We start from the raw sequence: 24,918 nt of genomic DNA on the forward strand, positions 1-24,918 counted from the left end.
TAGCACTCCTCTAACGAATGAACAACGCGGACGCAGCCTGGTCCGCCAGATCCAGCACCGGCTGCGGGAAAACCCCGAGGACTACCGTAGCCGCTGCCGCGAGGGCGACCACAGCCGAGGTGCCCACGGTGGGTGCCGCGATGGTCGGCCCGTCGGCGGCCGGCTCGCTGAAGAACATCAGCACGATCACGCGGACGTAGAAGAACGCCGCGATCGCCGAGCTCACCGCACCCACGATGACCAGCGGCAGCGCGCCGCCGGAGATCGCCGCCGCGAACACGGCGTACTTCGCGAAGAACCCACTGGTCAGCGGAATGCCCGCGAAGGCCAGCAGGAAGAAGGCGAAGATGCCGGCCAGGACCGGGGAGCGCTTGCCGAGACCGGCCCACCGAGACAGGTGCCCGGCCTCGCCGCCCGCGTCGCGGACCATGGTGACCACCGCGAAGGCGCCGACCGTGGTGAAGCCGTACGCGGCCAGGTAGAACAGGATGGCCGACAGGGCCTGCTGGTCCTGCTTGATGGTGCCGATCGCGATCACACCGGTGAGCAGGAAGCCCCCGTGCGCGATCGAGGAGTAGGCGAGCATCCGCTTGATGTCCGTCTGGGTGATGGCCAGAATCGCGCCGACGATCATCGTCAGGATCGCGACGCCCCACATGAGCGGCTGCCAGTTCCACTCATAGCCACCCAGAGCGACCCAGAAGACGCGGAGAACGGCGCCGAAGGCCGCCACCAGCACGGTGGAGGCCATCAGGGCGGTGACCGCGGTGGGCGCGCCCTGGTAGACGTCAGGCTTCCACGCCTGGAAGGGCGCGGCACCGATCTTGAACAGCAGGCCGACGCCGAGCATCGCGGTGCCGATCAGCAGCAGCGGCTCCTGGCCGCTGACCGAACTGATCGCCGTGCTGATGGTCTTCAGGTCCACCGACCCGGCGTAGCCGTACACCAGGGCCATGCCGTACAGGAAGAAGGCCGAGGAGAACGCGCCGAGCAGGAAGTACTTGACCGAGGCCTCCTGCGAGAGCAGGCGGCGACGGCGGGCCAGACCGCAGAGCAGGTACAGCGGCAGGGACATGACCTCAAGGGCCACGAACATGACCAGCAGGTCGTTCGACGCGGCGAAGAGCAGCATGCCCCCGACCGAGAAGAGCATCAGCGGGTAGACCTCGGTCTGGGCGTATCCGTGGCGGACCGCCTCCTCCTCGTCCACGCTTCCCGGTACGGCTGCCGCCTGCGCGACGAACTGGTCGTCGTCGTTGATCAGCAGCGTGCAGATGAAGGCCAGGATGAGGATGACGCCCCAGATGAACAGCGAGGGGCCGTCCACCGCGACCGCGCCCATGGCGGCGGCGACGGTCGGCAGGCCGTTCAGGGCAGTGAGGATGGTCGTGACGAACGCGCCGACCAGGGCGAGCAGCGTGAGCGGTACGTGGATCGACTTGCGCAGGTAGCGGGGCGCGAACGCCTCGACCAGCACGCCTATGATCGCCGCGCCGAACACGAGCAGCATCGGGGAGAGCAGCGCGTATTCGATCGTCGGAGCCTGAATGGTGGTGCCGTTCACTGCCCGGCCCCCTTCTTGTCAGCGACGGCGGGTGTGAACTGGTCAACCTGGACGGTGGACAGGGTCTTGTCCACGGCCGGGTTGATCACGTCGAGCAGTGGCTTGGGGAAGAAACCGACCGCGATGATGACCGCGATCAGCGGAGCCACGACCCATTTTTCCCGGATGTCCAGGTCGGGAAAGAGCTTGACGGACTCGGCCGTGGGGCCGGTCATCATGCGCTGGTACATCCACAGGACGTAGACCGCCGCCAGGATCACGCCGGTGGTGGCGATGATCGCCGGAACCGGGTGAATCTCGTAGGTGCCGATCAGGACCATGAACTCGCTGACGAACGAGGACAGGCCCGGCAGGGACAGGCTGGACAGGCCGGCGATCAGGAAGGTGCCGGCGAGCACCGGGGCGACCTTCTGGACGCCCCCGTAGTCGGCGATCTGGCTGGAACCTCGGCGGTAGATCAGGAATCCGGCGATCAGGAACAGCGAGCCGGTCGAGAAGCCGTGGTTGACCATGTAGAGGGTGGCGCCCGCACCCGCGTTCGCGGTCATCGCGAAGACACCCATCGCGATGAAGCCGAAGTGCGAGATCGAGGTGTAGGCGATGAGGCGTTTGATGTCGGTCTGGCCGATGGCCACGATCGCGCCGTAGATGATGCCGACGACGGAGAGCACGATCACCAGCGGGGTGAAGAACTTCGACGCGTCCGGGAACAGCTCCAGGCAGAAGCGGAGCATGCCGTAGGTGCCGACCTTGTCCAGCACGCCGACCAGCAGCACCGCGGCGCCGGCCGGAGCCTGCGCGGCGGCGTCGGGCAGCCAGGTGTGGAACGGCCAGAGCGGCGCCTTGACCGCGAACGCGATGAAGAAGCCGGCGAACAGCCACTTCTGCGTGGTCGGGTCCTGGATGGCCCCGATGAGCTCGGGGAACATGAAGGTGCCCTTTTCGGCGATCACGTAGAGCGCGATTACCGCGACCAGCATGAGCAGCCCGCCGAAGAGCGAGTACAGGAGGAACTTCACGGCCGCGTAGGACCGCTGGGCGCCGCCGTACGACCCGATCATGAAGTACATCGGGATCAGCATGGCTTCGAAGAACACGTAGAACAGGAAGACGTCGGTCGACGCGAAGACGCCGATCATCATCGCTTCCAGCACCAGCAGCAGCGCGAAGTAGGTCTTCACCGACCGCTTGGGCGGGGCGTTGGCCCCGGTGCCGTCGGCGTCGTGCCAGGAGGCGAGGATCACGATCGGCACGAGCACCACCGACAGCGCGATCAGCACCAGCGCGATGCCGTCCACGCCGACGCCGTAGTGCACGCCGAAACGGGGAATCCAGTCGTAGACCTCGGCGAACTGGAAGCGCGTCCCCGAGGTGGGATTGAACTGGGCCGCGAGCACGCCGGTCAGTACGAGGACGACCAGCGAGATCGCGAGGGCCAGTTGCTTGGCGAGCTTGTCACTCTTGACAAGGGAGACACCCACCGCGCCCAGAACGGGCACGGCCATCAGGGTCGAGAGCCAGGGCATCACATGTTCCCTACGTAGAGCAGCGCGCCAACGACCACGGCGGCACCAAAGAGGATGGACAACGCGTAGGACCGTACGTAGCCGGTCTGAATGCGACGCAGCCGCCCGGACGTCCCGCCGATCGTCGCGGCCAGGCCGTTGACCAGCCCGTCGACGCCGCGGTTGTCGAAGAAGACCGCGAACCGGGTCAGCCACTGGCCGGGGCGCATGAGCAGCGTCTCGTTCAGGGCGTCGCCGTACAGGTCACGACGGGCGAACGTGGTGAGGAAGGAACCGCGCGGGGCGACCTCGGGCACGTCCGCAGCGCCGTACCGGAACCAGGCGAACACGGCGCCGACGGCGACCAGCGCGAGCGTGGCGAGACCGGCGGTGCTCCCGAAGTGGAACACGGGCAACTCCTCGGGCAGGCCGACGGCCGGGGCGAGGAACTTCATGAACCGGTTGCCCAGGATCAGGAAGGCGCCCAGGAAGATCGAGCCGATGGAGAGCAGGATCAGCGGCACGGTCATGACGGCGGGCGACTCGTGCGGGTGCGCGTCGTCGGCCCAGCGCTTCTTGCCGAAGAAGGTCATGAAGACCATCCGCGACATGTAGAAGCCGGTGAGACCCGCTCCCAGCACGGCCAGCCAGCCGAGGATCTGGTTGTGCTCCATGGCCGTCTCGATGATGCCGTCCTTGGTGAAGTAACCGGACAGCAGCGGGAAGCCGATGATCGCCAAGTAGCCGATGATGAAGGTGATCGCGGTGATCCTCATCACCGGGAACAGCCCGCCGTACCTGCGCATGTCGACCTCGTCGTTCATGCCGTGCATGACCGATCCGGCGCCGAGGAACAGGTTGGCCTTGAAGAAGCCGTGCGTGATCAGGTGCGCGATGGCGAAGGCGTAGCCCGCCGGGCCGATGCCCGCGGCGAGCATCATGTAGCCGATCTGCGACATCGTGGAGCCCGCGAGGCCCTTCTTGATGTCGTCCTTGGCGGAACCGATGATCGCACCGGCGAGCAGCGTCGCGACGCCGACGATGGTGACGACCAGCTGCGCGGTGGGCGCGACCTCGAAGAAGGCACCGGACCGGACGATCAGGTAGACGCCGGCGGTGACCATGGTCGCGGCGTGGATGAGGGCCGAGACCGGGGTCGGGCCCTCCATCGCGTCCAGCAGCCAGGACTGCAGGGGCAGCTGCGCCGACTTGCCGCAGGCTCCGAGGAGCAGTAGCAGGCCGACGGCGGTCATCGTGCCGTTGGAGGCCTCACCGGCGAGCGGGAAGACCTTGGCGAAGGCGACCGAGCCGAACGTCGTCCAGATCGTGAAGATGGCGATCAGCAGGCCGAAGTCGCCGACCCGGTTGACGATGAAGGCCTTCTTGGCGGCGGCCGCCGCCGAGGGCTTGTGCTGCCAGAACCCGATCAGCAGGTAGGAGGCGAGACCCACGCCCTCCCAGCCGATGAACAGGGCGACGTAGTTGTCGGCCAGCACCAGCAGGAGCATCGCCGCGACGAACAGGTTCAGGTAGGCGAAGAACCGGCGCCGGTCGGGGTCGTGCGACATGTAGCCGATCGAGTAGATGTGGATCAGCGATCCCACACCCGTGATCAGTAGGGCGAAGCTGATCGACAGCGGGTCGATCAGCAGCCCCATGTCGGCCATGCCGGGGATGAACTGGTAGAGCGCGACCCCCATGCGGCGCTGGTCCTCGGGCAGGCCCAGCAGCTCGACGAACGAGGCGACGGCCACCACGAAGGAGGCCAGCACCATGGCGACGCCGAGGAAGTGGCCCCAGCGATCGGTACGGCGGCCACTCAGCAGGAGGATCGCGGCACCCAGCAGTGGAAGCACGATCATCAGCCAGGAGACCCCGACCACTCCACTGGAGTGCGGAATGATCTCAACAGGAGATTGCACCGGCCACCTCTTAGTACTTCAGCAGGTTGGCGTCGTCCACCGACGCGGACCTGCGGGTTCGGAAGATCATCACGATGATGGCAAGGCCGATGACGACCTCGGCCGCGGCCACCACCATCACGAAGAACGCGATGATCTGACCGTCCAGATTGCCGTGCTGTCTGGCGAAGGTGACGAACGCCAGGTTGCAGGCGTTGAGCATGAGCTCCACGCACATGAACACCACGATCGCGTTACGCCGTACCAGCACGCCGACGGCGCCGATCGCGAACAGCAGTGCGGAGAGCACCAGGTAGTGAGTGGTCACCTGTCGTCCTCCTGCTCAGGCGCTTCCTTCACGACGATGTCCTTCTCGATGACCTGCTTGATGAGCGCGGCCTTCTCCGGGTCGGTCGGCCTGACGCCGTCCTCCGTGTCGTGCCGGGCGAGCACTCGGTTGATCGACTTGGGCGACACCGTGCCATCGGGCAGCAGGGCCGGCATGTCGATCGCGTTGTGCAGGGCGTAGGTGCCGGGCCCCGGCAGCGGGGACGGCTGCGGGCCGATGAACCGGGCGCGGGCAAGCTCGCGCTGGGTGGCCTTGGGACGGACCCGCTCACGGTGGGCCAGCACCATCGCGCCGAGCGCGGCGGTGATCAGCAGCGCGGAGGTGACCTCGAAGGCGAAGACGTATCTGGTGAAGAGCAGCTGGGCCAGCGAGGGCACGTTGCCGCCCGCCTCCTTGACGGCTGCCTCCATGCCCGTGGGCGCGGCGAAGGTCACGTTGCCGACCCCCAGGGCGAGCAGGACCGCGAAGCCCAGGCCCGCGACGGCCGCCCAGAAGCGCTGGCCCCTGATCGTCTCGACCAGGGAGTCCGCCGAGTCCACGCCGACGAGCATCAGCACGAACAGGAAGAGCATCATGACCGCGCCGGTGTAGACGATGATCTGCACCGCGGCGAGGAAGGGAGCGTCCTGGATCGCGTAGAGCACGGCGAGGGACAGCATGACCATGCCCAGCATCAGCGCCGAGTAGACGGCCTTGCGGCTGAACACGAGTCCGAAGGCTGCGGCCACCGAGAGGACCGCGAGCACCCAGAACGTGATGGTCTCACCCATTGTTCCGTCCCAGCCGGTAGTAGTCCTCTTCGGTCTCGCCGAGACGCATGGGGTGCGGCGGGATCTCCATCCCCGGGCCGAGCGGCGACAGCAGCATCTCCTTGGTGTAGATGAGGCTCTCACGGCTCGTGTCGGCGAGCTCGAACTCGTTCGTCATGGTCAGCGCACGAGTCGGGCATGCCTCGATGCAGAGACCGCACAGGATGCACCGCAGATAGTTGATCTGGTAGGTGCGCCCGTACCGCTCGCCCGGCGAGAACCGCTCCTCGTCCGTGTTGTCCGCACCCTCCACGAAGATCGCGTCGGCCGGACAGGCCCAGGCGCAGAGCTCACAGCCGATGCACTTCTCCAGGCCGTCGGGCCAGCGATTGAGCTGGTGCCGGCCGTGGAAACGCGGAGCCGTGGGCCGCTTCTCCTCGGGGAAGTTGACCGTTTCGACCTTCTTGAACATGGTGTGGAAGGTCACGCCGAACCCCTTTACGGGGTTCAGCCAATCAGTTAGTCCCACTGGGAACCTCCTTGCGCTCTACCCCGTGGTAGTGCGGCAGGTCGAGCGGCGGCACAGGGAAGCCACCTGCGGATGGCTCGGCGTCGAGCCGCTCGAACTCGGCCTCGACCAGTTCGGCCTTGGTCTCCTTGCGCTTCTGCAGGACGCTGTCGAAGCGCCACCAGATTCCGAGGCATGCCAACAGGACGATCGCGGCCAGGATCAGCACGATCGACCTGTCGACGTTCGGGAGCTGCAGGGCCCTGACGGTGGCGACCAGCAGGATCCACGCGAGGTTGATCGGGATGAGGATCTTCCAGCCGAGCGCCATCAACTGGTCGTAGCGCACTCGCGGCAGCGAGGCGCGGCACCAGACGAAGAAGGAGAAGACCAGCACCATTTTGATGAAGAACCAGAGCAGCGGCCACCAGCCGGCGTTCGCCCCGTCCCAGATGGAGATCGGCCACGGCGCCCGCCATCCACCCATGAACAGGGTGATCGACACCGCCGAGACCACAAAGACGTTGACGTACTCGGCGAGCATGATGACCGCGAACTTCAGCGAGTTGGAGTATTCGGTCTGGAAACCGCCGACCAGCTCGCCCTCGCCCTCGGGCAGGTCGAAGGGGACCCGGTTGGTCTCGCCCAGCATCGTGATGATGTAGATCAGGAAGGACGGGATCAGCAGGATCATGTACCAGGAGGGCATCGGGATCGCGAGGCCGAACGGCCGGAACACCCCGCCCGACGCCTGTGCGTTGACGATCTCCGAGGTGGACAGCGTCCCCGCGAACAGGAACACGCCCACGAACGACAGGCCCATCGCGATCTCGTAGGAGACCACCTGGGCGCTGGCCCGCAGACCGCCGAGCATCGAGTACGGGGATCGCGATCCCCAGCCGGCGAGCACGATGCCGTACACGCTGATCGAGGCCATCGCCAGCACCAGCAGCACCGCGACCGGAAGGTCGGTGAGCTGCAGCGGCGTCTTGACCCCGAACATCGAGACCATCGGGCCCATCGGGATGACGGAGAAGGCGAGGAAGGCGGGGACCGCGAGGACGACCGGGGCGATGAAGTAGATCACCTTGTCCACGGTCCGCGGCATCAGGTCTTCCTTCAGACCCATCTTGATGCCGTCGGCCACCGACTGGAGCAGGCCGAACTTGCCCGCCCGGTTGGGGCCGTACCGGTTCTGCATGCGGGAGATGAGCTTGCGCTCGAACCACACGCCGAACAGCACGCCCAGCATCAGGACGATGAAGATGACGACGGCCTTGATGATGCTGATCCAGATTGGATCCTTGCCGAAGTCGGCAAGGGTCGGATCGACCGCTAGAAGGGTCCGGGCATTCATTACCGCTCCTCGTTCGCTTCGCCGACGGCAGCCGTGCCGGGGGCGCGCTCGGGAAGCACGGTGCTCGCCGCGTCGGGCTCGCTCCCGTAGGCCGTCCCGATCTTGACGATGCCACCGGCCGTGGCATGCAGGTCGCGGGTCACCGAACGGCCGGCGGAGTTCGACGGCAGCCACACCACCCGGTCGGGCAGGTCGGCGATCCGCACCGGCAGGCTCAGCGAGCCCCGCTCGGTGGTGACGGTGATCTTGTCGCCGTCGGCGACACCCGACTCGGCCGCGGTAGCCGCGGAGAGCAGCGCCTCGGCCGGGCGGGCGGTGCCCGCCAGGTACGGCTCGCCGTCCTGCATGCGGCCGTCGTCGAGCAGCTGGTGCCAGGTGGCCAGGACGGCCTCCCCCGCCTGCGGTGCGGCGGCCGGCAGGCCGCCGACACCGGGGGCGGCGGTCCGAGGACCGCGCCACGCGCCGATCGAGGCGAGCTCGCGGCGGGCGGCCGCGGGGTCGGGAAGGCCGAGGTGCACGTCCATGTGGTCGGCGATCGCGGCGATGACCCGCAGGTCGCTCATGACTCCGGGGACGGGCAGCGCCTCCTCGAAGGTGCGCCCGCGTCCCTCCCAGTCGACGAACGTGCCGGACTTCTCGGCCACCACGGCGACCGGCAGCACCACGTCGGCGCGGTCGGTGACCGCGCTGGCGCGCTGCTCCAGGCTCACGATGAACGGGGTGTTCTCCAGGGCCAGCAGTGCGGCCTGCGGCGCCGCCAGGTCGTAGGGGTCGACACCGGCGATGACGAGGGCGTCGAGCTCCCCGTCCAGCGCCGCCGCCAGCATGGCGGTGGTGTCGCGACCCTCGGCCTTGGGAAGCGAGGAGACGTTCCAGGCCCTGGCCACTTCGGCGCGGGCGGTCTCGTCGCCGACCGGACGGCCGATCGGCAGCAGGTTCGGCAGCGCTCCGGCCTCGATGGCGCCGCGCTCACCGGCGCGACGCGGGATCCAGGCCAGGCGGGCTCCGGTCGTGGAGGCGAGCTTCACCAGCGCGGAGAGCGCGCCCGGCACGGTGGCGAGCCGCTCACCGGCCAGGATGACCGCGCCCGGCTGCCTGATCGCCTCGGCGGCCACCGGGTCCACGGCGCCCAGGTCGTCCAGGACGGCGGTCTCGGAGCCCGGCACCGCCGGGATCAGCGTGCCGTTCATCTTGCCCAGTCCGGCGGTGGCGAACGGTGCGACCGAGAAGACCTTCAGGCCCTTCTTCCGCCACGCCTTGCGCAGGCGCAGGAAGACGATCGGCGACTCCTCGTCGGGCTCGAAGCCCACCAGGAGCACGGCCGGGGCCTTCTCGAGGTCCGCGTAGCGGACCTCGATGCCCTTGCCCGCGACGGAGTGCGCGAGGAACTGCGCCTCCTCCGCGGAGTGGGGCCGGGACCGGAAGTCGACGTCGTTGGTGCCGAGTGCGATGCGGGCGAACTTGGCGTAGCCGTACGCCTCCTCGACGGTCAGGCGACCGCCGACGAGCACGCCCGCGCGGCCGCGCGCCGCGGCGAGACCCTTGGCCGCGGCGGCGAACGCCTCGGGCCAGGAGGCCGGGACCAGGCGGCCCTCCTCGTCACGGACGAGGGGGGTCCGCAGCCGGTCGGGCTGGGTCGTGTAGGCGAAGGCCCAGCGGCCCTTGTCGCAGTTCCACTCCTCGTTGACCTCCGGGTCGTCCCCGGCCAGACGGCGCGTGACCTTGCCCCGGCGGTGGTCGGTGCGGAGCGAGCAGCCGCTGGCGCAGTGCTCGCACGCGCTGGGCGTGGAGACCAGGTCGAACGGGCGGGCCTGGAACCGGTAGGCGGCACCGGTCAGCGCGCCCACCGGGCAGATCTGGATGGTGTTGCCCGAGAAGTAGGACTCGAACGGCTCGCCGTTGGCGGTGGCGACCTGCTCCTTGGCCCCGCGCTCGAAGAAGTCGATGAGCGGGTCTCCGGCGATCTCATCGGAGAAGCGGATGCAGCGGGCGCACTGGACGCAGCGCTCGCGGTCCAGCAGCACCTCGGAGGAGAGCGGGACCGGCTTGTCGAAGGTGCGCTTCGTCTCCTCGAACCGGCTCTCGCCCTGGCCGTTGGACATGGCCTGGTTCTGCAGCGGGCATTCGCCGCCCTTGTCGCAGACGGGGCAGTCCAGCGGGTGGTTCAGGAGCAGCATCTCCATCACACCGCGCTGCGCCTTCTCGGCGACCGGGGAGGTGAGCTGGGTCTGCACCACCATGCCCGGGGCGACCTCGATCGCGCAGGAGGGCTGCGGCTTGGGGAACCCGCGGCCGTTGCCGGCGTCCGGGATGTCCACCAGGCACTGACGGCAGTTGGCCGCCGGCTCCAGCAGCGGATGGTCACAGAACCGGGGAATCTGGATGCCCAGCAGCTCGGCGGCCCGGATGATGAGCGTGCCCTTGGGGACGCTCACCTGGAAGCCGTCGATGGTGAGGGTGACCAGGTCTACCGGCGTCTGGGCCGGGCTGGTCGCTTGAATGGTCATGGTGCCTCCTTCGTCGGCCCCATGACCGAGGTGCTGTGCTGCTTGATTCCCTCGCTGCGCTCGGTCATGGCCTCCTTCGTCGGCCCCATGACCGAGGTGCTGTGCTGCTTGATTCCCTCGCTGCGCTCGGTCATGGCCCCCTCCATCGGCCCCATGACCGAAACGGTGCTGTGCTTCATGGTTCCCTCGCCGCAGCCAGTCACTTGTCCCCCCACACCGTGGACGGAGCGTGATCGAACGGGCAGGCGCCGAGCTCGAAGTGCTTGAGGTACTCGTCGCGGAAGTACTTCACCGACGAGTGGATGGGGCTGGTGGCACCGTCGCCCAGGGCGCAGAAGGAGCGGCCCAGGATGTTGTCGGCGATGTCGGTGATCGTGGTCAGGTCCTCTTCGGTGCCCTGACCCTTCTCCAGCCGCTTGAGCACCTGCTTGAGCCAGAAGGTGCCCTCCCGGCAGGGGGTGCACTTGCCGCAGGACTCGTGCGCGTAGAACTCGGTCCACCGCAGTACGGCGCGGACCACGCAGGTGGTCTCGTCGAAGATCTGCAGGGCCCGGGTGCCGAGCATGGAGCCCTTGGCGCCGACCGACTCGAAGTCGAGCGGAACGTCCATGTGCTCGTCGGTGAAGATCGGGGTGCTCGATCCGCCGGGGGTCCAGAACTTGAGCCGGTGGCCCTCCCGGATCCCGCCCGACATCTCCAGCAGCTCGCGCAGCGTGATGCCGAGCGGCGCCTCGTACTGGCCGGGCCTGGTCACGTGCCCGCTCAGCGAGAAGATGCCGAAGCCCTTGGACTTCTCGGTGCCCATCCCCGCGAACCAGTCGGCCCCGTTGGAGATGATCGAGGGAACACTCGCCACGGACTCCACGTTGTTCACGACAGTGGGCGAGGCGTAGAGCCCCGCCACGGCCGGGAAGGGGGGCTTGAGCCGAGGTTGGCCGCGATAGCCCTCCAGCGAGTCCAGCAGCGCCGTCTCCTCGCCGCAGATGTAGGCGCCCGCTCCGCTGTGGACCACGAGCTCCAGGTCGAAACCGGAGCCGAAGAGGTCCTTGCCGAGCAGTCCCTTGGCGTAGGCCTCGGCCACGGCCGCCTGCAGACGTCGCACGACGTGAACGACCTCGCCGCGCACGTAGATGAAGGCGTGGTTGGCGCGGATCGCGTAGGAGGTGATGATGATGCCCTCGACCAGCGAGTGCGGGTTGGCCATCATCAGCGGGATGTCCTTGCAGGTTCCCGGCTCGGACTCGTCCGCGTTGACCACCAGATAGTGCGGCTTGCCGTCACCCTGGGGGATGAACCCCCACTTCATGCCGGTGGGGAAGCCCGCGCCGCCTCGGCCGCGCAGTCCGGAGTCCTTGACCGCCTGAATGACGGCGTCGGGGTCCATGCCCAGCGCTTTCTTGGCCGCCGAGTAGTCGCCGTACCCCTCCAGGGTGAAGGAGTTGGGCTGATCCCAGTTCGCGGTGAGAACCGGGGTAAGAGTGGTCACTTCGTCTCCTCGCCTGGCAGCTCGTCGCTCCATGACGAGCCCATGCCGTGCCTGTTGGCTCGCTCGCCGCACTCGCGCACGAGATCCTTCGCCGGACCCCGTCCGCAGGCCGCGCCTGTTGGCTGGTTCACGAGGCCTCCTTCGTCGGCCTCGTGAACAGGCTGCTGTGTATATTGGCTCGCTCGCTACGCTCACTCACGATTCCGGAGCCTTCCACCCGTTGGCCTTGGCGATCTTCAGTCCCTCGAGGGAGGGACCGTTCGCCGAGGGGCCGTCGCCGGCCAGGCCGTCGGGCAGGCCGGACAGCACCCGCGAGGCCTCCTTGAACGAGCAGAGCTTCTTCGGGCCCCGGGTCGGCGAGATCTCCTTGCCGTCCTTGAGGTCGTCGACGAGCTGCTTGGCCGAGGCGGGGGTCTGGTTGTCGAAGAACTCCCAGTTGACCATCATCACCGGCGCGAAGTCGCAGGCGGCGTTGCACTCCAGCCGCTCCAGCGAGATCTTCCCGTCCGGGCTCGTCTCGTTGTGCTCGAGGCCGGTGTGCTCGCTGAGCTCGTCCCAGATCTGGTCGCCGCCCATGACCGCGCACAGGGTGTTGATGCACACGCCGACGTGATACTGGCCCGCCGGCTTTCGCTTGTACATCGTGTAGAAGGTGGAGACGCCCACGACCTCGGCCTTGCTCAGCCCGAGTATCTCGGCGCAGAACTCGTGACCGTCGTCGGAGACGTAGCCGTCCTCGGACTGCACCAGGTGCAGCAGGGGCAGCAGGGCCGACCGCGGCTTGGGATAGCGGCCGATGATCTCCTTGGCGTCGCGTTCGAGACGCTCTCGGACTTCCGGCGCGTAGCCCTTGTCCATGGTCGCGCTCCCCTCGTCGTTCGCCGCACCGGCGGCTACGTCCGTCTGCCGGACCGTCGGCTCACCACCCGTGGTCGAGCTCATCGGTCAACACCTCCCATGACCGGGTCGATCGAGGCCACGGCCGAGATGACGTCGGCGATCATGCCGCCTTCGCACGTCGCGGGCATGGCCTGCAGGTTCGTGAAGGAAGGGTCGCGGAAGTGTACGCGGTAGGGGCGGGTGCCACCATCGCTGACCACGTGGGCGCCGAGCTCGCCGCGGGGCGACTCGACCGAGGCGAAGGCCTGTCCCGCCGGGACCCGGAAGCCCTCGGTCACGAGCTTGAAGTGGTGGATCAGCGCTTCCATCGAACCGCTCATGATGTGCGCGATGTGGTCGGGCGAGTTGCCCAGGCCGTCGGGGCCGAGCGCTAGCTGCGAGGGCCAGCCGATCTTCTTGTCGTCCACCATCACGCGGCCGTTCTTGAGCGGACCCGACAGACGGTCGAGGGCCTGCTCGATGAGCTTGAGCGACTCCTCCATCTCGTCCATCCGGACGAGATACCGGCCGTAGACGTCGGCGCTCTTCTGGGTCGGGACGTCGAACTCGTAGGTCTCGTAGCCGCAGTAGGGCTGCGACTTGCGCAGGTCCCACGGCAGGCCCGCGGCCCGCAGCATCGGGCCGGTGACACCCAGCGACATGCAGCCGGTGAGGTCGAGGTAGGCGACGTCCTTGGTGCGGGCCAGGTAGACCGGGTTCGCGTCGAGCATCTTGCGCATGTCCCTGATGCGCTTCGGCATGACCTTGAGCAGTTCGCCGACCTTGTCCACGGCACCGGCCGGCAGGTCGACGGCCACGCCGCCCGGCCGGATGTAGGCCATGTTCATGCGCAGGCCGGTGATGTACTCCATCACGTCGAGCACCATCTCGCGCTCGCGGGTCCCGAAGAGGAACGGCGTGGTCGCGCCCAGCTCCATGCCGAAGGTGCCGATGGCCACCATGTGCGAGGAGATGCGGGTGAGCTCCATCATCATCACGCGGATGGCCTGGGCTCGGTCGGGGATCCGGTCGGTGATGCCGAGCAGCTTCTCGACGCCCATGCAGTAGACGGTCTCGTTGAAGATCGGCGCAAGGTAGTCCATCCGGGTGACGAACGTGGTCCCCTGGGTCCACGTCCGGAACTCGGTGTTCTTCTCGATGCCGGTGTGCAGGTAGCCGATGACCGTGCGGGCCTCGGTGACCGTCTCGCCGTCCAGGTTCAGGATCAGGCGGAGCACTCCGTGCGTGGACGGGTGCTGCGGGCCCATGTTGATGACGAGCTGCTCGTCCTGCTGGCCGGTCAGGGTCTCGAGAAGCTCCGACCAGTCATTGCCGGAGACGGTGTAGACCTTGCCCTCGGTGGCCTCCTCATACGGAGCACTCATTTGTAAGACCTCCTCTGGTCCGGCGCCGGGATCTCCGCGCCCCGGTATTCGACCGGGATGCCGCCGAGCGGATAGTCCTTGCGCTGGGGATGGCCGTCCCAGTCGTCGGGCATCATGATGCGGGTCAGCGCCGGGTGGCCGTCGAAGATGATCCCGAAGAAGTCCCAGGTCTCCCGCTCGTGCCAGTCGTGGGTCGGATAGACCGAGACCGTGGAGGGGATGTGCCTGTCGTCGTCGGGGCACGACACCTCGACGCGCAGGCGCCGGTTGTGCGTGATCGAGCACAGGTGGATCACCGCGTGCAGCTCCTCACCGACGAGGTGGGGATAGTGCACGCCGGAGACGCCGAGCGAGAGCTCGAAGCGGAGGGCGGGGTCGTCGCGCAGGATCTGGGCGACGTCCAGCAGACGCTCACGCTTCACGTGGAAGGTCAGCTCGTCCCGGTCCACGACCACACGGTCGACGGCGTCGAAGAGGTCTCCGCCGAGTGCGCGTTCCAGCTCGTCGGCGATGGTGTCGAAGTAGCCGCCGTAGGGGCGGGGACTCGACAGCTCGGGCCTTCGCCGTACGACCAGACCGCCGTAACCGGAGGTGTCACCGGTGCCCGAGGTGCCGAACATGCCCAGGTGGGCGATCGGCTCCTCCGGGATCTCTGGGAGGTTGTCAGTACTCATATCGCTCGCTTACCGCTCCTCGTTCGCTGCGCGGGCCTCGCGGGCCGCCGTACCGGAGGCACGCCCAGGGGACGCGGTCTTCACCACGCCGGGTTCGCTGTTCATTTGGCGGTCCCCTGGTCGATCAGCGGCAGCGTCCGCAGCGCCTGCAGCTCGAGCTCGTCGATCTGCTTGACGCGGTGCGCACCGAACTTCGTGTTCTGGATCTTGTCGTGTAGCTTCACGATCGCGTCGATGAGCATCTCGGGCCGCGGCGGGCAGCCGGGCAGGTAGATGTCGACGGGGACGACGTGGTCCACGCCCTGCACGATGGCGTAGTTGTTGAACATGCCGCCGCTGGACGCGCAGACGCCCATCGCGATGACCCACTTGGGCTCGGCCATCTGGTCGTAGATCTGGCGCAGCACCGGGGCCATCTTCTGCGACAGCCGGCCCGCCACGATCATCAGGTCGGCCTGGCGCGGAGACGCCGAAGCGCGCTCCATGCCGAAGCGCGCCAGGTCGTGCTTGGGACCGCCCGTGGACATCAGCTCGATGGCGCAACAGGCGAGACCGAACGTCGCCGGCCATACGGAGTTCTTACGCGCCCAGCCGGCAAGCTGCTCGACCGTGCTGAGCATGAACCCGCTCGGAAGTTTCTCTTCAAGACCCATATCTAGTCCCAGTCCAGACCCTTGCGGCGCCACACGTACGCGTAGGCCACGAGCACGGTGACGATGAACAGCACCATCTCGATCAACCCGAAGATTCCGAGCTGGTCGAAAGCGACCGCCCACGGGTAGAGGAAGATGATCTCGATGTCGAACACGATGAAGAGCATCGCGGTGATCATGTATTTCAGGGGGAATCGGCCACCGCCCACGGGCTGGGGCGTCGGCTCGATACCGCATTCGTAGGCATCGAGCTTCGCGCGGTTCCAGCGCTTGGGACCGGTGAAGGGCGCGATCGTCACTGAGAAGATCGCAAATCCCGCCGCGAGTACGGCGAGTACGAGGATGGGTGCATACAGCTCCATCGCTACGCCTCCTCTCCCATCTCCACGCGCGCCGGCGCGCAGCTCTGCATGTTGGTGTATTTCGCAAGTCTAGGCACGGCGATCATCGCTCTTGATTCCAGGCTCGGAGCGTTTGCTGAGGTCATGCCGACGGCGCAACCTTCGACAGCGCGTTGATGATGCGGTCTGACGCATCGCCTCGCCGATCGGTGAGGTTAGCAAGGAGTTTGAGTGCGAACCGCATCAGGTGGGGATGAGGCAGTGCGTGACGTGTTGCGAAGTTCATCACGCCAGGGTGCCCGATCAGCTCCACGAAGCCCCTGCCGAGGGTGAAGTAGCCGCCGTAGGCGTCCTTCAGCATCGCCGGATAAGCTCGCAGCACTCGCTCCCGCTGGGCGGGGGTCGGTCTGGCCAGCGCCTGGACGATGGCCTCGGCCGCGATGTGGCCGGTCTCCATCGCGTAGGCGATGCCCTCCCCGTTGAACGGGTTGATCATTCCCCCCGCGTCGCCGACCAGCACCAGGCCCCGCGTGTAGTGCGGCTGGCGGTTGAAGGCCATCGGCAGCGCCGCGCCCCTGATGGGGGAGGTCATGTTCTCCTCGACGTACCCCCACTCGGGGGGCATGCCCTTCACCCAGCGCTTGAGCAGGTCACGGTAGTCCATGCCCTTGAACGCCTCGTTGGTGTTCAGCAGCCCCAGGCCCACGTTGGACGTGCCGTCGCCGACGCCGAAGATCCAGCCGTAGCCGGGCAGCAGGGTGTCTTCGTCCCACAGCTCCAGCCAGGTCTCCAGATAGTCGTCGTCGTGGCGCGGACTCGTGAAATACGTCCGTACGGCGACGCCCATCGGGCGGTCCTCGCGCTTGTGCAGCCCCATCGCCAGGGAGATCCGGGTGGAGTTGCCGTCGGCGGCGACCACCAGGCGAGATCTGTAGGAGACCTCTTCGCCGTCCTTCTTGGCGGTGACGCCGACGATGTGACCGCTGCGGTCGAGGATCGGGGCCGTGACGTTGACGCCCTGGAGCATGCGGACACCCGCGCGCACCGCGTTGTTCGCCAGAATTTCGTCGAAGTCCTGGCGGGTGCGGACCAGTCCGAAGTCCGGGTAGCTGGAGAGCTCCGGCCAGTCAAGCTCGAAGCGCATCCCACCGCCGACGACCCGCAGGCCCTTGTTCCTGACCCAGCCGGGAGCGTCGATGTCGATCCCCATGCCGATGAGCTGCTTGACCGCTCGGGGCGTCAGCCCGTCACCGCAGACCTTCTCACGGGGAAATGTGGTCTTCTCGAGCAACAGGACGTTGAGTCCGGCCTGTGCGAGGTGAAAAGCGGTTGTCGAACCGGCGGGCCCGGCGCCGACGACGATTACGTCGGCGTCAGCCTCAGCGACGTTCCGCTGTGTGGCGGCTGGCACGGTCACGGGACTTGTCCTGTCCTACATGCTTTGAGGGCCTCGGAGTAAGGGGCCTTTCGTCCTTTGTGAAGGTCTTCACAAACTTGTCGGGCCGAAGTCTAACGCCTTTGCAGGGCAAAGTGTCAGGCGGGTACTGCTATCGCCTGCGAATCTTCTATGCGGGCTTATATGCGCGGTGAAGCGCCACGATCCCCAGGGCGAGGTTGCGCCAGGCGACCCGCTCCCAGCCGGCCCTTTGAATGATCTTCGCCAGGCCCGCCTGGTCCGGCCACGCTCTGATCGACTCCGCCAGATACTCATAGGAGTCATCGTTGGAACCGACCAGCTTCGCGACCTGCGGCATCAACTTCATAAGATACTCCGTGTAGACCAGGTCGAAGGACTTGATCACTGGGTGGGAGAACTCGAGGATCACCAGCCGCGCCCCCGGCTTGGCCACGCGGAGCATCTCGCGCAGCGCGTGCTCGGTGTCCTGGACGTTCCGCAGCGCCGTGGAGATGGTCACCGCGTCGAAGACCTCGTCGGCGAAGGGCAGCCTGAGCGCGTCGCCCGCGATGAAACTGACGCCCCGCACCCCGCCGCCCGAGATGCCCGAGCCGCCTCGCCGCTTCACCCCGGTGCGCAGCATGCCGAGGGAGAAGTCCGAGGCGATCGCGCGGGCGCCGAGCGTGGTGAACGTGTCGGTGGAGGTGCCGGTGCCCGCGCCCAGGTCGAGGACCAGCTCACCGGGACCCGCGTCGACGGCCGCCGCGGTCGCCTTGCGCCACAGGCGGACCTGGCCCAAGGAGATAACGTCGTTGACCAGGTCATATCGCCGGGCCGTGCGATCGAACATCGCGGCGACCTCATGCGGTTGCTTGTCCAAAGAAGCGCGCGTCATGCCGACAAGCCTAGGCCTGACCACACAGTCCACGGAAAGTAGTCATTCGATTACCAAGAGTCTGCTAGGAATTGTCGAATGTTTGCCAGAACCGCTTCCGTGCTGGCCGCGGCCATACTTCTGATCCCTCCCGGGATCGCCGCCGCCGGCACCATCAAGCACAGCAGCGTCGTCTCGGCCAATCCGGTGAACACCACTCCCCACGTGCTCGACGGGATCGTCAACGCCATCGCGCTGGCAGGGAACACCGTGATCATCGGCGGCTCGTTCGGCAAGGTGCGCGACGCCGGAAGCACGACGACCCTCGAACGCGACAACATCTTCGCCTACGACCTGACCACCGGCCGGATCCTGCCCGGTTTCACGCCCTACCTCGACCGTCCGGTGCAGGCCCTGGCCGCGGGCGCGGGCGGCACCGTGTACGTGGGCGGCTCCTTCACGGCGATCGACGACGCGCAGGCCCCGGGCCTGGCCCGGCTCCGGCTGTCCGACGGTTCGCGGGTGCCCGGCTTCGGCCCGCAGATCTACGGAGGTACGGTCACCAGCTTGGCCGGGCGCGGCGGCCACCTCTACGTGGGCGGCGACTTCACCCGGGCCGGCCACCTTTCCCGTACGGCCCTCGCCCGGCTGGACGCCGTCACCGGCGCCGTGGACCCGAGCTTCGCGATCAAGCCCGGCTCTCCGCGGGGCAGCCGTACCAAGGTCTACGCGATGTCCCTCACCACGGACCGGCTGGCGGTCGACGGCGACTTCACCACCCTCGACGGACTGTCCCGGCCGCAGCTCGGGCTGATCGACGTGACCGTCTCCCCCGCGAAGGTCGACGGTTGGCGGACCGACGCCTACGCGGGCAAATGCAAGGACGACTTCCCCAGTTACGTGCGGGGCCTGGACTTCGCCCCCGACGGCAGCTATTTCGCGGTCGTCACGACCGGCGGCCCCCTGGCCGCCCCGAAGATGTGTGACACCACCGCACGCTTCGAGACCCACGCAGGCGGCGAGGTGGACCCGACGTGGGTGAACCACACCGGAGGGGATTCCCTCTACGCGGTGGCCGCTACTGGGGCGGCCGTCTACGTGGGCGGTCACCAGCGCTGGCTGAACAATCCTCGCGGCAGGGATTCGGCGGGGCCCGGGGCCGTGGAACGGCCAGGAATCGGAGCGATCCACCCTCGCACCGGCAAGGCTCTCGCGTGGAATCCGACAAGGGAGCGAGGAATCGGTGTCAAGGCATTCCTGGCGCATCGCGGCGGATTACTCGTTGGAAGCGACACAACCCAGCTCGGTCACGAGTACCATGCCCGAGTCGGCATGTTTCCGTTGCCGATCACTCCCGATTCTTAGTGATTCGCTCGCTCACAGCGTCCCTCTGCTTGGAGAGCAGGACGTAACTGGCCACTCCGCTGACCAGGAACGCGGCGACCAACAAGATTAGGGGCTGGTGCAGGCCGAGGATATAGAGCACCCCCAGGCTCACGGCCAGTAGACCGACCCGGGACGCGGTGTATACGAAGACGGGATGCACACGTCAAGGCTACGTCACCCCGCTCGCTCAAGCACAGTTACGAGGGTGCGGCGGGCACTCTTCGCATCCGGCGCGAGCGCTGCTACTGTGCCCAAGAGACCAGTTTTGTAAAGAAACACCCACGAGAGTCTCAAAGAGGCTCTATCATATAACAATCGGGCAGTCAGTCGATAACAACCCGTGATCTTTGTTGAAAACCACGGATAAATCAGGCTTCGCTCGGCACACTGGTTACCTGTCCGCCCGCTGGCAGGAAGCGGGATGCGAGGGGGAGAGATTGTGGAGAGTAGCAGCGAGCGTCTGCTGACGCCCGGAGAGGTTGCCGCCCTCTTTCGGGTCGACCCAAAAACGGTTACACGCTGGGCCGCGGCAGGCCGCATCAGCAGCATCCGTACCCCCGGAGGGCATCGGCGTTTCCGTGAGTCGGAAGTGCACGCCCTTCTGCGCGGAGAGGACGTTTTGACGGCCGAACGGCCGGCAGGCGAGTCCCCGCGCGTTTGACGACTTATGCCGTCACACCTCGGTGATCCTGCGCGCCTTACCCGGAAGCCGCAGGGTCACCGTGGAGTCGTGATCGCCACGCTCCGCGTCGCGATGGTGACCTCCCCCGTCACCCGTCCGCATGTCTCCCCCCGGATCACCGCCCCACACGGACCTGAGAGTCCACGAGCACACTCCCTCCGCCGACCTGAGAGTCCGCGAGGCACCCCCCATCCGGCCTGAAGTCCGCGTGCGTCCCCCGCCGACCCGAGGCCCGCGCCCCCCCACCGGCCTGAGACCTGGACCGGACGGAAATCCGGACCGATCACCCAAGGTCCGCGCCCCCGCCGGTCTGAGAGCGTCTGAGCACCCTCACGGCTCCACGTCGGCTCTAGCTGTCCTGCTCCGCTTTGAAGGCCAGGAACTCCCGCTCCAACTCGTCGTTCTCCTCCAGCCAGCGCCGGCGGCGCTCGGCCGATTCCTCCTCCGTGAGCGACTCGGGTAGCCAGCGGTCGTAGTCGGGATCCCCCGGGGAGATCTCCACGTACGCGTTGCCGATCAGACGCCCGTCATCGCTGGACAGGCTCTGTGGCACCCGCAGAGTCCCGTCAGCGAGCCGGATGACGTACATCCCAGATCACCTAGATTCCGTAGCGCCGGTTGAAGAACAACATGACGTTGAGCGCCATCCGCGTGTCGCCGCCCAGCATGTCCACCAGGGCCGGGCGTTGCCGGGAGACGATGGCGGCGAAGGCGTCGGCGAAGAACTCCTTGCGGCCCAGGTCACCCGGTTGCAGATGGAATCCCGAGGCCAGCACGGGGACGCACTGCGCATAGAGCGCGGCGAACTCCGGAGAGTCCGAGACCCAGTCTCCGTGGGGGGCGTCCACGTCGTCGAGGGCATGTCCGACCTCGTGCATCATGACGTCGGGAGTGGGTGAGGGCCGGTCTCCCACCACGATCTTGCGGTCGCCGTACGCTCCGGCGCAGATGTCCCAGGTCGCCCGCCCCGAGGGCAGCGGCGCACCGCGCAGATAACCCATGTCGTCCAGGTCGGGCACCCCTCCGATGCCGACGTAGATGCCCTTGAGGCCGTCGGCCAGCTTGGCCTTCAGCCCGTCCGGCAGCCTGGCGAGGCTCTCCACGGCCCGTACGACCTCGGGGGGCGGCAACTCCTGCCTGGAGTCCCACTGGCGGTGCAGGATCTGCTCGAGGGGCCCGCAATGGCGCAGGCCGTCGCCGAGGTAGGGGGTGTCCGGGGCGTTGGGCTGGGCCCTGGGCCTCTCGTCCTCCAGCTCGAAGTCCTGCCAGGTGTATTGCGGGCGGTCGACCACCGGCGCCGTGACCGTTCCCATGCGCCGCTCGGGCTCGCGGGGAACCTCACGCGGCGCCTCTCTCACGGCGCTCTCCGCACGCTGGGACTGCCCTCGCTGCCACCACCGCCGTCGATGGCGGCCCTTGTCGCCCGAACCCGAATGTGCCATCACACCTCCCGCGGAAGCGGTTATGAGTTCTACGGTACGACCTGGATCTTCGTCAGTCATCAGGAACGGGAGGCTGGACCGCACCCTGGCTCACAATGGCTTACAGTTCGGGCATGCCCCTGCTTGTCGGCCTGGCGCTAATCGCCTTCTGGCTTTACTGCTTGTTCGACGTCATCACCACGCCGGACGAGGAGTCAAGGAACCTTCCCAAACTCCTCTGGGTAATCATCGTGGTGCTGTTGATACCGGTCGGTGGCCTGTTCTGGCTGCTGCTCGGCCGTCCGACCGGACCCCAGGCGCCTCGCTCGCTCTTCTCCGACGACCAGCAACCCCAGCGTCCCGAGGCCCCGAAGGGCCCCGACGACGACCCCGACTTCCTCAAGGACCTCGAACGACGGCTGCGCGACGAGGACTAGCGACCCGGCACTCGACCCCGCCGGGCGAACCGGTCCCGGCGGGAACCGGTCGGCCGACGTTCGAGGACGACCGCCGGGAAACCTCCATGAAGACAGCCGCCGGGAAACCTCCGTACGGAAACCCGATCCGTACGGAGGCCCGTGGAGAGGTCCGTCAGGGGACCTCGGCGTAGGAGTGCAGCCCCCCGAGGAAGATGTTCACGCCGACGAGGTTGAACAGCAGGCAGCCGAAGGCGATGAGCTGCACGATCATGGCAGCCTTGCCCTTCCAGCCCGCGGTGGCCCGGGCGTGCAGATAGGCGGCGTAGGCGATCCAGGTGATGAACGCCCAGATCTCCTTGGGGTCCCAGCCCCAGTAACGGCCCCACGCCTTGTCCGCCCAGAGCGCGCCGGCGATGACGGCGAAGGTCCAGATCGGGAAGCCGATCACGATGGCCCGGTGTGCGACCCGCTCCAGGTCCTGCCGGGACGGCAGGCGGACCGCGGTGTCCTTCCTGACCATGAAAAGGATGCCGGAGACGCCCGCCACGATGAACAGGCCGCTGGCGATGATCGCCGCCGTCACGTGGATCGCGACCCAGTAGGAGTTCAGCGCGGGCACCACGGGCCCCGCCTGCACATGCAGGTACAGGACGGCGAAGCCGAGTCCGAGAGCGGCGGCGACCGTGACGAACGCGCCCAGGAAGCGGACCCGGTAGCGGAGGTGCATGAACAGGAACGCGCTCACCGCCGTGAAGCACATCGCGACCACGAACTCGTACATGTTGCCCCACGGCCACCGGTCCACGGCCAGGCCGCGGGTCAGGATGGACGCGAGGTTCCCGGCCCAGCCGAGCCAGGTCAGCCCGACCGCGATCGGACCCGCCCACACCGTCCAGGCGGGAGGCGTCTTCTCCGTACGGTCCCCGCCCCCGCCGGAGGCGGAGGCTGGGACGGGCGAGGCAGACGAGGCAGACGAGCCGGACGAGGCCGCGCCGCCGACCGTGGCGAGCACGGGTTCGGACGTGGATGGGGATTCGACCTGCGTCTGGGTCTGGCCGAAAGCCAGATTCAGGGCATAGCCAATCATTGCGAAGATGTAGAGCAGCACCGTCGCCAAGATGAGCTGATCGCTCAGCGTGGCGAGGCCGGCATCGACCTCAGCGGGCATCCTTCACTCCTGGGTTCAAAGCGGAGACGATCTCGGCGAACTCCTCGCTGAAATCGCCACCTTCGGTACGCGTGAGACCGCCCACCTCGACATGACGGAGGCCGTCTTCGTGACGATTCTTCGTGGACGGCCCGGACTCGCTCCGTCCCTCCGCCTCTTCCTGCTCTCCCGGTCCCGGTCCGGTCGCCCGGGTGACGTCCTGGATCCGCACCCACACCCTGCGGCGGCGGACGGTCAGGGTCAGCACGAGGCCGCCGACGATCAGGATCGCGGCCAGGAACGCGGGCGTGCGTCCCGGGTCGTGGGTGATCTGCAGGGCGATCCACTCCTTGAGCCCGGTGAACTCGATCGAGCCCATGCCGTTCGGCAGGACGAGACTCTTGCCCACGGCCAGTGGATCCGCCTTCATGACCAGCGGCTTCATCTTCTTGAGAATCGCCGGCTCGATCTCGTAGACCGACTGCGGCCGGCCGTTCTTCAGGCCCAGGTCACCGGCGAACGAGCCGTACACCTGGGCGAGCGGGTTGGCGGCGCCGGGGAAGACCGACACCCATTCCTTGCCCATCGGGACGGCGGTCGGCAGGAAGGCGACCAGGAAGCCGAGCTGTTCCGGCTGGGCGTCCGGGACCTTGATCACGCATTCGGAGGCGAAGGTGGACGGCTGGGCGACCAGGCAGGGCACCGGCCCGTCGAAGGCGACCTGGCCCTTGCCGTCGGTGACCTTGAAGGTGGGCGCGTAGCCGTGGTCGATCAGGTAGCTCAGCGTGCCGTTGACGTTCAGCGGCTCGTTGACCTTGAGGGAGTAGTCGTGCTCGGGCGCCCCCGGGGCGTCGGTGACCTTGAGCTTGGCCGAGAAGTCCAGGGGCTGCCCGCTCCGCTCGCCCGTCGCGACGTAGGTGGCCTGGAAGTCCTGAAGGGTGAAGGAGAACGGCTCCAGCGACTCGGCGTTCACCCGCTGGCCGGGCATGTAGCGGTCGTAGGCCGCGACCGTGTTGGCGAATCCCTCGCCCTCCACGATCAGCACGTTGCCCCGGTAGCCGTACAGCGAGCCCGCCCCGACCGCGAGCAGCAGGCCGAGCAGGGCGATGTGGAACACCAGGTTGCCGGTCTCGCGCAGGAAGCCCTTCTCCGCCGCGACCCAGTCGGGCCCCGTGGTCACCCGGAACCGCTTCGCGCGCAACCGCGCCGCCGCCTCCTCGATGGTCAGGGCACCTTCGAACGAGGCATGGTGCGGCAGCCGGGTCAGGTTGCGCGGCGCCGCCGGCGGCTTCTTGCGCACCTCGCGCAGGTGAACCATAGTGCGCGGGACCAGACAGCCGATCAGCGACAGGAACAGCAGCAGGTAGATCGCGGCGAACCACGGCGCCCTGACCGCGTCGAACAGCCAGAACCTGTCCAGCCATTCGGCGAGCCGGGGGCTGTCGGTGAAATACTGCGCGACCTTCGCGTCGGAGATGCCGCGCTGCGGCCAGAGCGATCCGGGGATCGAGGCCAGGGCGAACAGGAACAGCAGGATCAGCGCGGTCCGCATCGAGGTGAGCGTCCGCCAGAACCAGCGGGCCCAGCCCACGACGCCCAGCCCCGCGGGCCGTACCTCGCGCTTCTTCTCGTTCTCGGCGGGAGTGTCCTCCACCACCGTGCCGGTCGCAGCGGCCGGGCCGGTCGCCTGGTCGGGATTGGCTTCGCTCACCGCTCGCTCTTTCGCCGTCGGCTC

At 67.4% G+C, this 24,918-nt stretch carries 26 protein-coding genes; 3 read left to right on the plus strand and 23 right to left on the minus strand.

Annotated elements, in window-relative coordinates; all coding sequences use genetic code 11:
* Window positions 1–10: 10 nt before the first annotated feature.
* From nuoN to CHC08_RS20290, 18 genes are all read right to left on the minus strand, one after another.
* Window positions 11–1,564, minus strand: a complete 1,554-nt coding sequence (nuoN, locus tag CHC08_RS20210; protein ID WP_089208888.1) for an NADH-quinone oxidoreductase subunit NuoN — start codon at window positions 1,562–1,564, stop codon at window positions 11–13.
* Complete coding sequence (locus tag CHC08_RS20215; protein WP_089208889.1) at window positions 1,561–3,090, minus strand: NADH-quinone oxidoreductase subunit M; 1,530 nt, start codon at window positions 3,088–3,090, stop codon at window positions 1,561–1,563. Before CHC08_RS20215 ends, nuoN begins: the two co-directional genes overlap by 4 nt.
* Complete coding sequence (gene nuoL / locus CHC08_RS20220; RefSeq protein WP_179282124.1) at window positions 3,090–4,931, minus strand: NADH-quinone oxidoreductase subunit L; 1,842 nt, start codon at window positions 4,929–4,931, stop codon at window positions 3,090–3,092. The genes CHC08_RS20215 and nuoL overlap by 1 nt, the downstream gene beginning before the upstream one ends.
* 70 nt (window positions 4,932–5,001) lie before the next feature.
* The gene (gene nuoK / locus CHC08_RS20225) at window positions 5,002–5,298 is read right to left on the minus strand and encodes an NADH-quinone oxidoreductase subunit NuoK (RefSeq protein ID WP_089208891.1); all 297 of its coding nucleotides are present in this window, start codon (window positions 5,296–5,298) and stop codon (window positions 5,002–5,004) included.
* The gene (locus CHC08_RS20230) at window positions 5,295–6,089 is read right to left on the minus strand and encodes an NADH-quinone oxidoreductase subunit J (protein WP_089208892.1); all 795 of its coding nucleotides are present in this window, start codon (window positions 6,087–6,089) and stop codon (window positions 5,295–5,297) included. Before CHC08_RS20230 ends, nuoK begins: the two co-directional genes overlap by 4 nt.
* Window positions 6,082–6,597, minus strand: coding sequence for an NADH-quinone oxidoreductase subunit NuoI (gene nuoI / locus CHC08_RS20235; protein WP_089208893.1), 516 nt, complete (start codon window positions 6,595–6,597; stop codon window positions 6,082–6,084). The genes CHC08_RS20230 and nuoI overlap by 8 nt, the downstream gene beginning before the upstream one ends.
* Complete coding sequence (nuoH, locus tag CHC08_RS20240) at window positions 6,584–7,933, minus strand: NADH-quinone oxidoreductase subunit NuoH (protein ID WP_089208894.1); 1,350 nt, start codon at window positions 7,931–7,933, stop codon at window positions 6,584–6,586. The genes nuoI and nuoH overlap by 14 nt, the downstream gene beginning before the upstream one ends.
* Window positions 7,933–10,440, minus strand: coding sequence for an NADH-quinone oxidoreductase subunit G (locus CHC08_RS20245; RefSeq protein WP_089208895.1), 2,508 nt, complete (start codon window positions 10,438–10,440; stop codon window positions 7,933–7,935). The genes nuoH and CHC08_RS20245 overlap by 1 nt, the downstream gene beginning before the upstream one ends.
* The gene (locus CHC08_RS49660; RefSeq protein ID WP_179282122.1) at window positions 10,437–10,574 is read right to left on the minus strand and encodes a hypothetical protein; all 138 of its coding nucleotides are present in this window, start codon (window positions 10,572–10,574) and stop codon (window positions 10,437–10,439) included. The genes CHC08_RS20245 and CHC08_RS49660 overlap by 4 nt, the downstream gene beginning before the upstream one ends.
* Window positions 10,575–10,639: 65 nt before the next feature.
* On the minus strand, window positions 10,640–11,926 hold the full coding sequence (gene nuoF / locus CHC08_RS20255; RefSeq protein ID WP_089208897.1) for an NADH-quinone oxidoreductase subunit NuoF: 1,287 nt from the start codon (window positions 11,924–11,926) through the stop codon (window positions 10,640–10,642).
* Window positions 11,923–12,057, minus strand: coding sequence for a hypothetical protein (locus tag CHC08_RS52460; RefSeq protein WP_275937193.1), 135 nt, complete (start codon window positions 12,055–12,057; stop codon window positions 11,923–11,925). Before CHC08_RS52460 ends, nuoF begins: the two co-directional genes overlap by 4 nt.
* A gap of 64 nt (window positions 12,058–12,121) precedes the next feature.
* Window positions 12,122–12,784: an NADH-quinone oxidoreductase subunit NuoE gene (gene nuoE / locus CHC08_RS20260; protein ID WP_089209005.1), complete on the minus strand. Its 663-nt coding sequence runs from the start codon at window positions 12,782–12,784 to the stop codon at window positions 12,122–12,124.
* Between the two features lie 80 nt (window positions 12,785–12,864).
* Window positions 12,865–14,190 carry an NADH-quinone oxidoreductase subunit D gene (locus CHC08_RS20265; RefSeq protein WP_089208898.1) on the minus strand — a complete coding sequence of 442 codons (1,326 nt, stop codon included), beginning with the start codon at window positions 14,188–14,190 and terminating at the stop codon, window positions 12,865–12,867.
* Entirely contained in the window at window positions 14,187–14,864 is a 678-nt protein-coding gene (locus tag CHC08_RS20270; protein WP_089208899.1) for an NADH-quinone oxidoreductase subunit C, read from the minus strand. Before CHC08_RS20270 ends, CHC08_RS20265 begins: the two co-directional genes overlap by 4 nt.
* A gap of 101 nt (window positions 14,865–14,965) precedes the next feature.
* A complete protein-coding gene (locus CHC08_RS20275; protein ID WP_089208900.1) occupies window positions 14,966–15,517 on the minus strand; it encodes a NuoB/complex I 20 kDa subunit family protein in 552 nt (183 codons plus the stop codon).
* Window positions 15,518–15,519: 2 nt separating this feature from the next.
* Entirely contained in the window at window positions 15,520–15,879 is a 360-nt protein-coding gene (locus CHC08_RS20280; RefSeq protein WP_089208901.1) for an NADH-quinone oxidoreductase subunit A, read from the minus strand.
* Between the two features lie 121 nt (window positions 15,880–16,000).
* Window positions 16,001–17,275 (minus strand): geranylgeranyl reductase family protein, encoded by a 1,275-nt coding sequence (locus CHC08_RS20285; RefSeq protein WP_089208902.1) that lies wholly within the window; start codon window positions 17,273–17,275, stop codon window positions 16,001–16,003.
* Between the two features lie 148 nt (window positions 17,276–17,423).
* On the minus strand, window positions 17,424–18,149 hold the full coding sequence (locus CHC08_RS20290; RefSeq protein WP_089208903.1) for a demethylmenaquinone methyltransferase: 726 nt from the start codon (window positions 18,147–18,149) through the stop codon (window positions 17,424–17,426).
* Between the two features lie 78 nt (window positions 18,150–18,227).
* Here CHC08_RS20290 and CHC08_RS20295 point away from each other — a divergent pair, with 78 nt between their 5' ends.
* On the plus strand, window positions 18,228–19,493 hold the full coding sequence (locus CHC08_RS20295; protein WP_089208904.1) for a delta-60 repeat domain-containing protein: 1,266 nt from the start codon (window positions 18,228–18,230) through the stop codon (window positions 19,491–19,493).
* Here the strand turns inward: CHC08_RS20295 and CHC08_RS20300 are convergent.
* Window positions 19,477–19,674, minus strand: coding sequence for a DUF4229 domain-containing protein (locus tag CHC08_RS20300; RefSeq protein ID WP_089208905.1), 198 nt, complete (start codon window positions 19,672–19,674; stop codon window positions 19,477–19,479). The genes CHC08_RS20295 and CHC08_RS20300 overlap by 17 nt on opposite strands.
* Window positions 19,675–19,935: 261 nt before the next feature.
* Here CHC08_RS20300 and CHC08_RS20305 point away from each other — a divergent pair, with 261 nt between their 5' ends.
* The gene (locus CHC08_RS20305; RefSeq protein WP_012887349.1) at window positions 19,936–20,175 is read left to right on the plus strand and encodes a BldC family transcriptional regulator; all 240 of its coding nucleotides are present in this window, start codon (window positions 19,936–19,938) and stop codon (window positions 20,173–20,175) included.
* A 370-nt stretch (window positions 20,176–20,545) separates the two neighbouring features.
* Here the strand turns inward: CHC08_RS20305 and CHC08_RS20310 are convergent, their stop codons facing one another.
* Together CHC08_RS20310 and CHC08_RS20315 are read right to left on the minus strand one after the other, a co-directional pair.
* Window positions 20,546–20,785, minus strand: a complete 240-nt coding sequence (locus tag CHC08_RS20310) for a hypothetical protein (protein ID WP_089208906.1) — start codon at window positions 20,783–20,785, stop codon at window positions 20,546–20,548.
* Between the two features lie 10 nt (window positions 20,786–20,795).
* Window positions 20,796–21,554, minus strand: coding sequence for a hypothetical protein (locus CHC08_RS20315; protein WP_245878433.1), 759 nt, complete (start codon window positions 21,552–21,554; stop codon window positions 20,796–20,798).
* A gap of 197 nt (window positions 21,555–21,751) precedes the next feature.
* Between CHC08_RS20315 and CHC08_RS20320 the strand changes: the two genes are divergently transcribed.
* The gene (locus tag CHC08_RS20320) at window positions 21,752–22,054 is read left to right on the plus strand and encodes a PLD nuclease N-terminal domain-containing protein (protein ID WP_239514020.1); all 303 of its coding nucleotides are present in this window, start codon (window positions 21,752–21,754) and stop codon (window positions 22,052–22,054) included.
* 154 nt (window positions 22,055–22,208) lie between these two features.
* Here the strand turns inward: CHC08_RS20320 and ccsA are convergent, their stop codons facing one another.
* On the minus strand, window positions 22,209–23,204 hold the full coding sequence (gene ccsA / locus CHC08_RS20325) for a cytochrome c biogenesis protein CcsA (protein WP_089208909.1): 996 nt from the start codon (window positions 23,202–23,204) through the stop codon (window positions 22,209–22,211).
* Window positions 23,194–24,894: a cytochrome c biogenesis protein ResB gene (resB, locus tag CHC08_RS20330; protein ID WP_245878434.1), complete on the minus strand. Its 1,701-nt coding sequence runs from the start codon at window positions 24,892–24,894 to the stop codon at window positions 23,194–23,196. Before resB ends, ccsA begins: the two co-directional genes overlap by 11 nt.
* Window positions 24,895–24,918 lie beyond the last annotated feature (24 nt).

The sequence above is a fragment of the Streptosporangium subroseum genome, from assembly GCF_900188345.1.
Lineage (GTDB): Bacteria > Actinomycetota > Actinomycetes > Streptosporangiales > Streptosporangiaceae > Streptosporangium > Streptosporangium subroseum.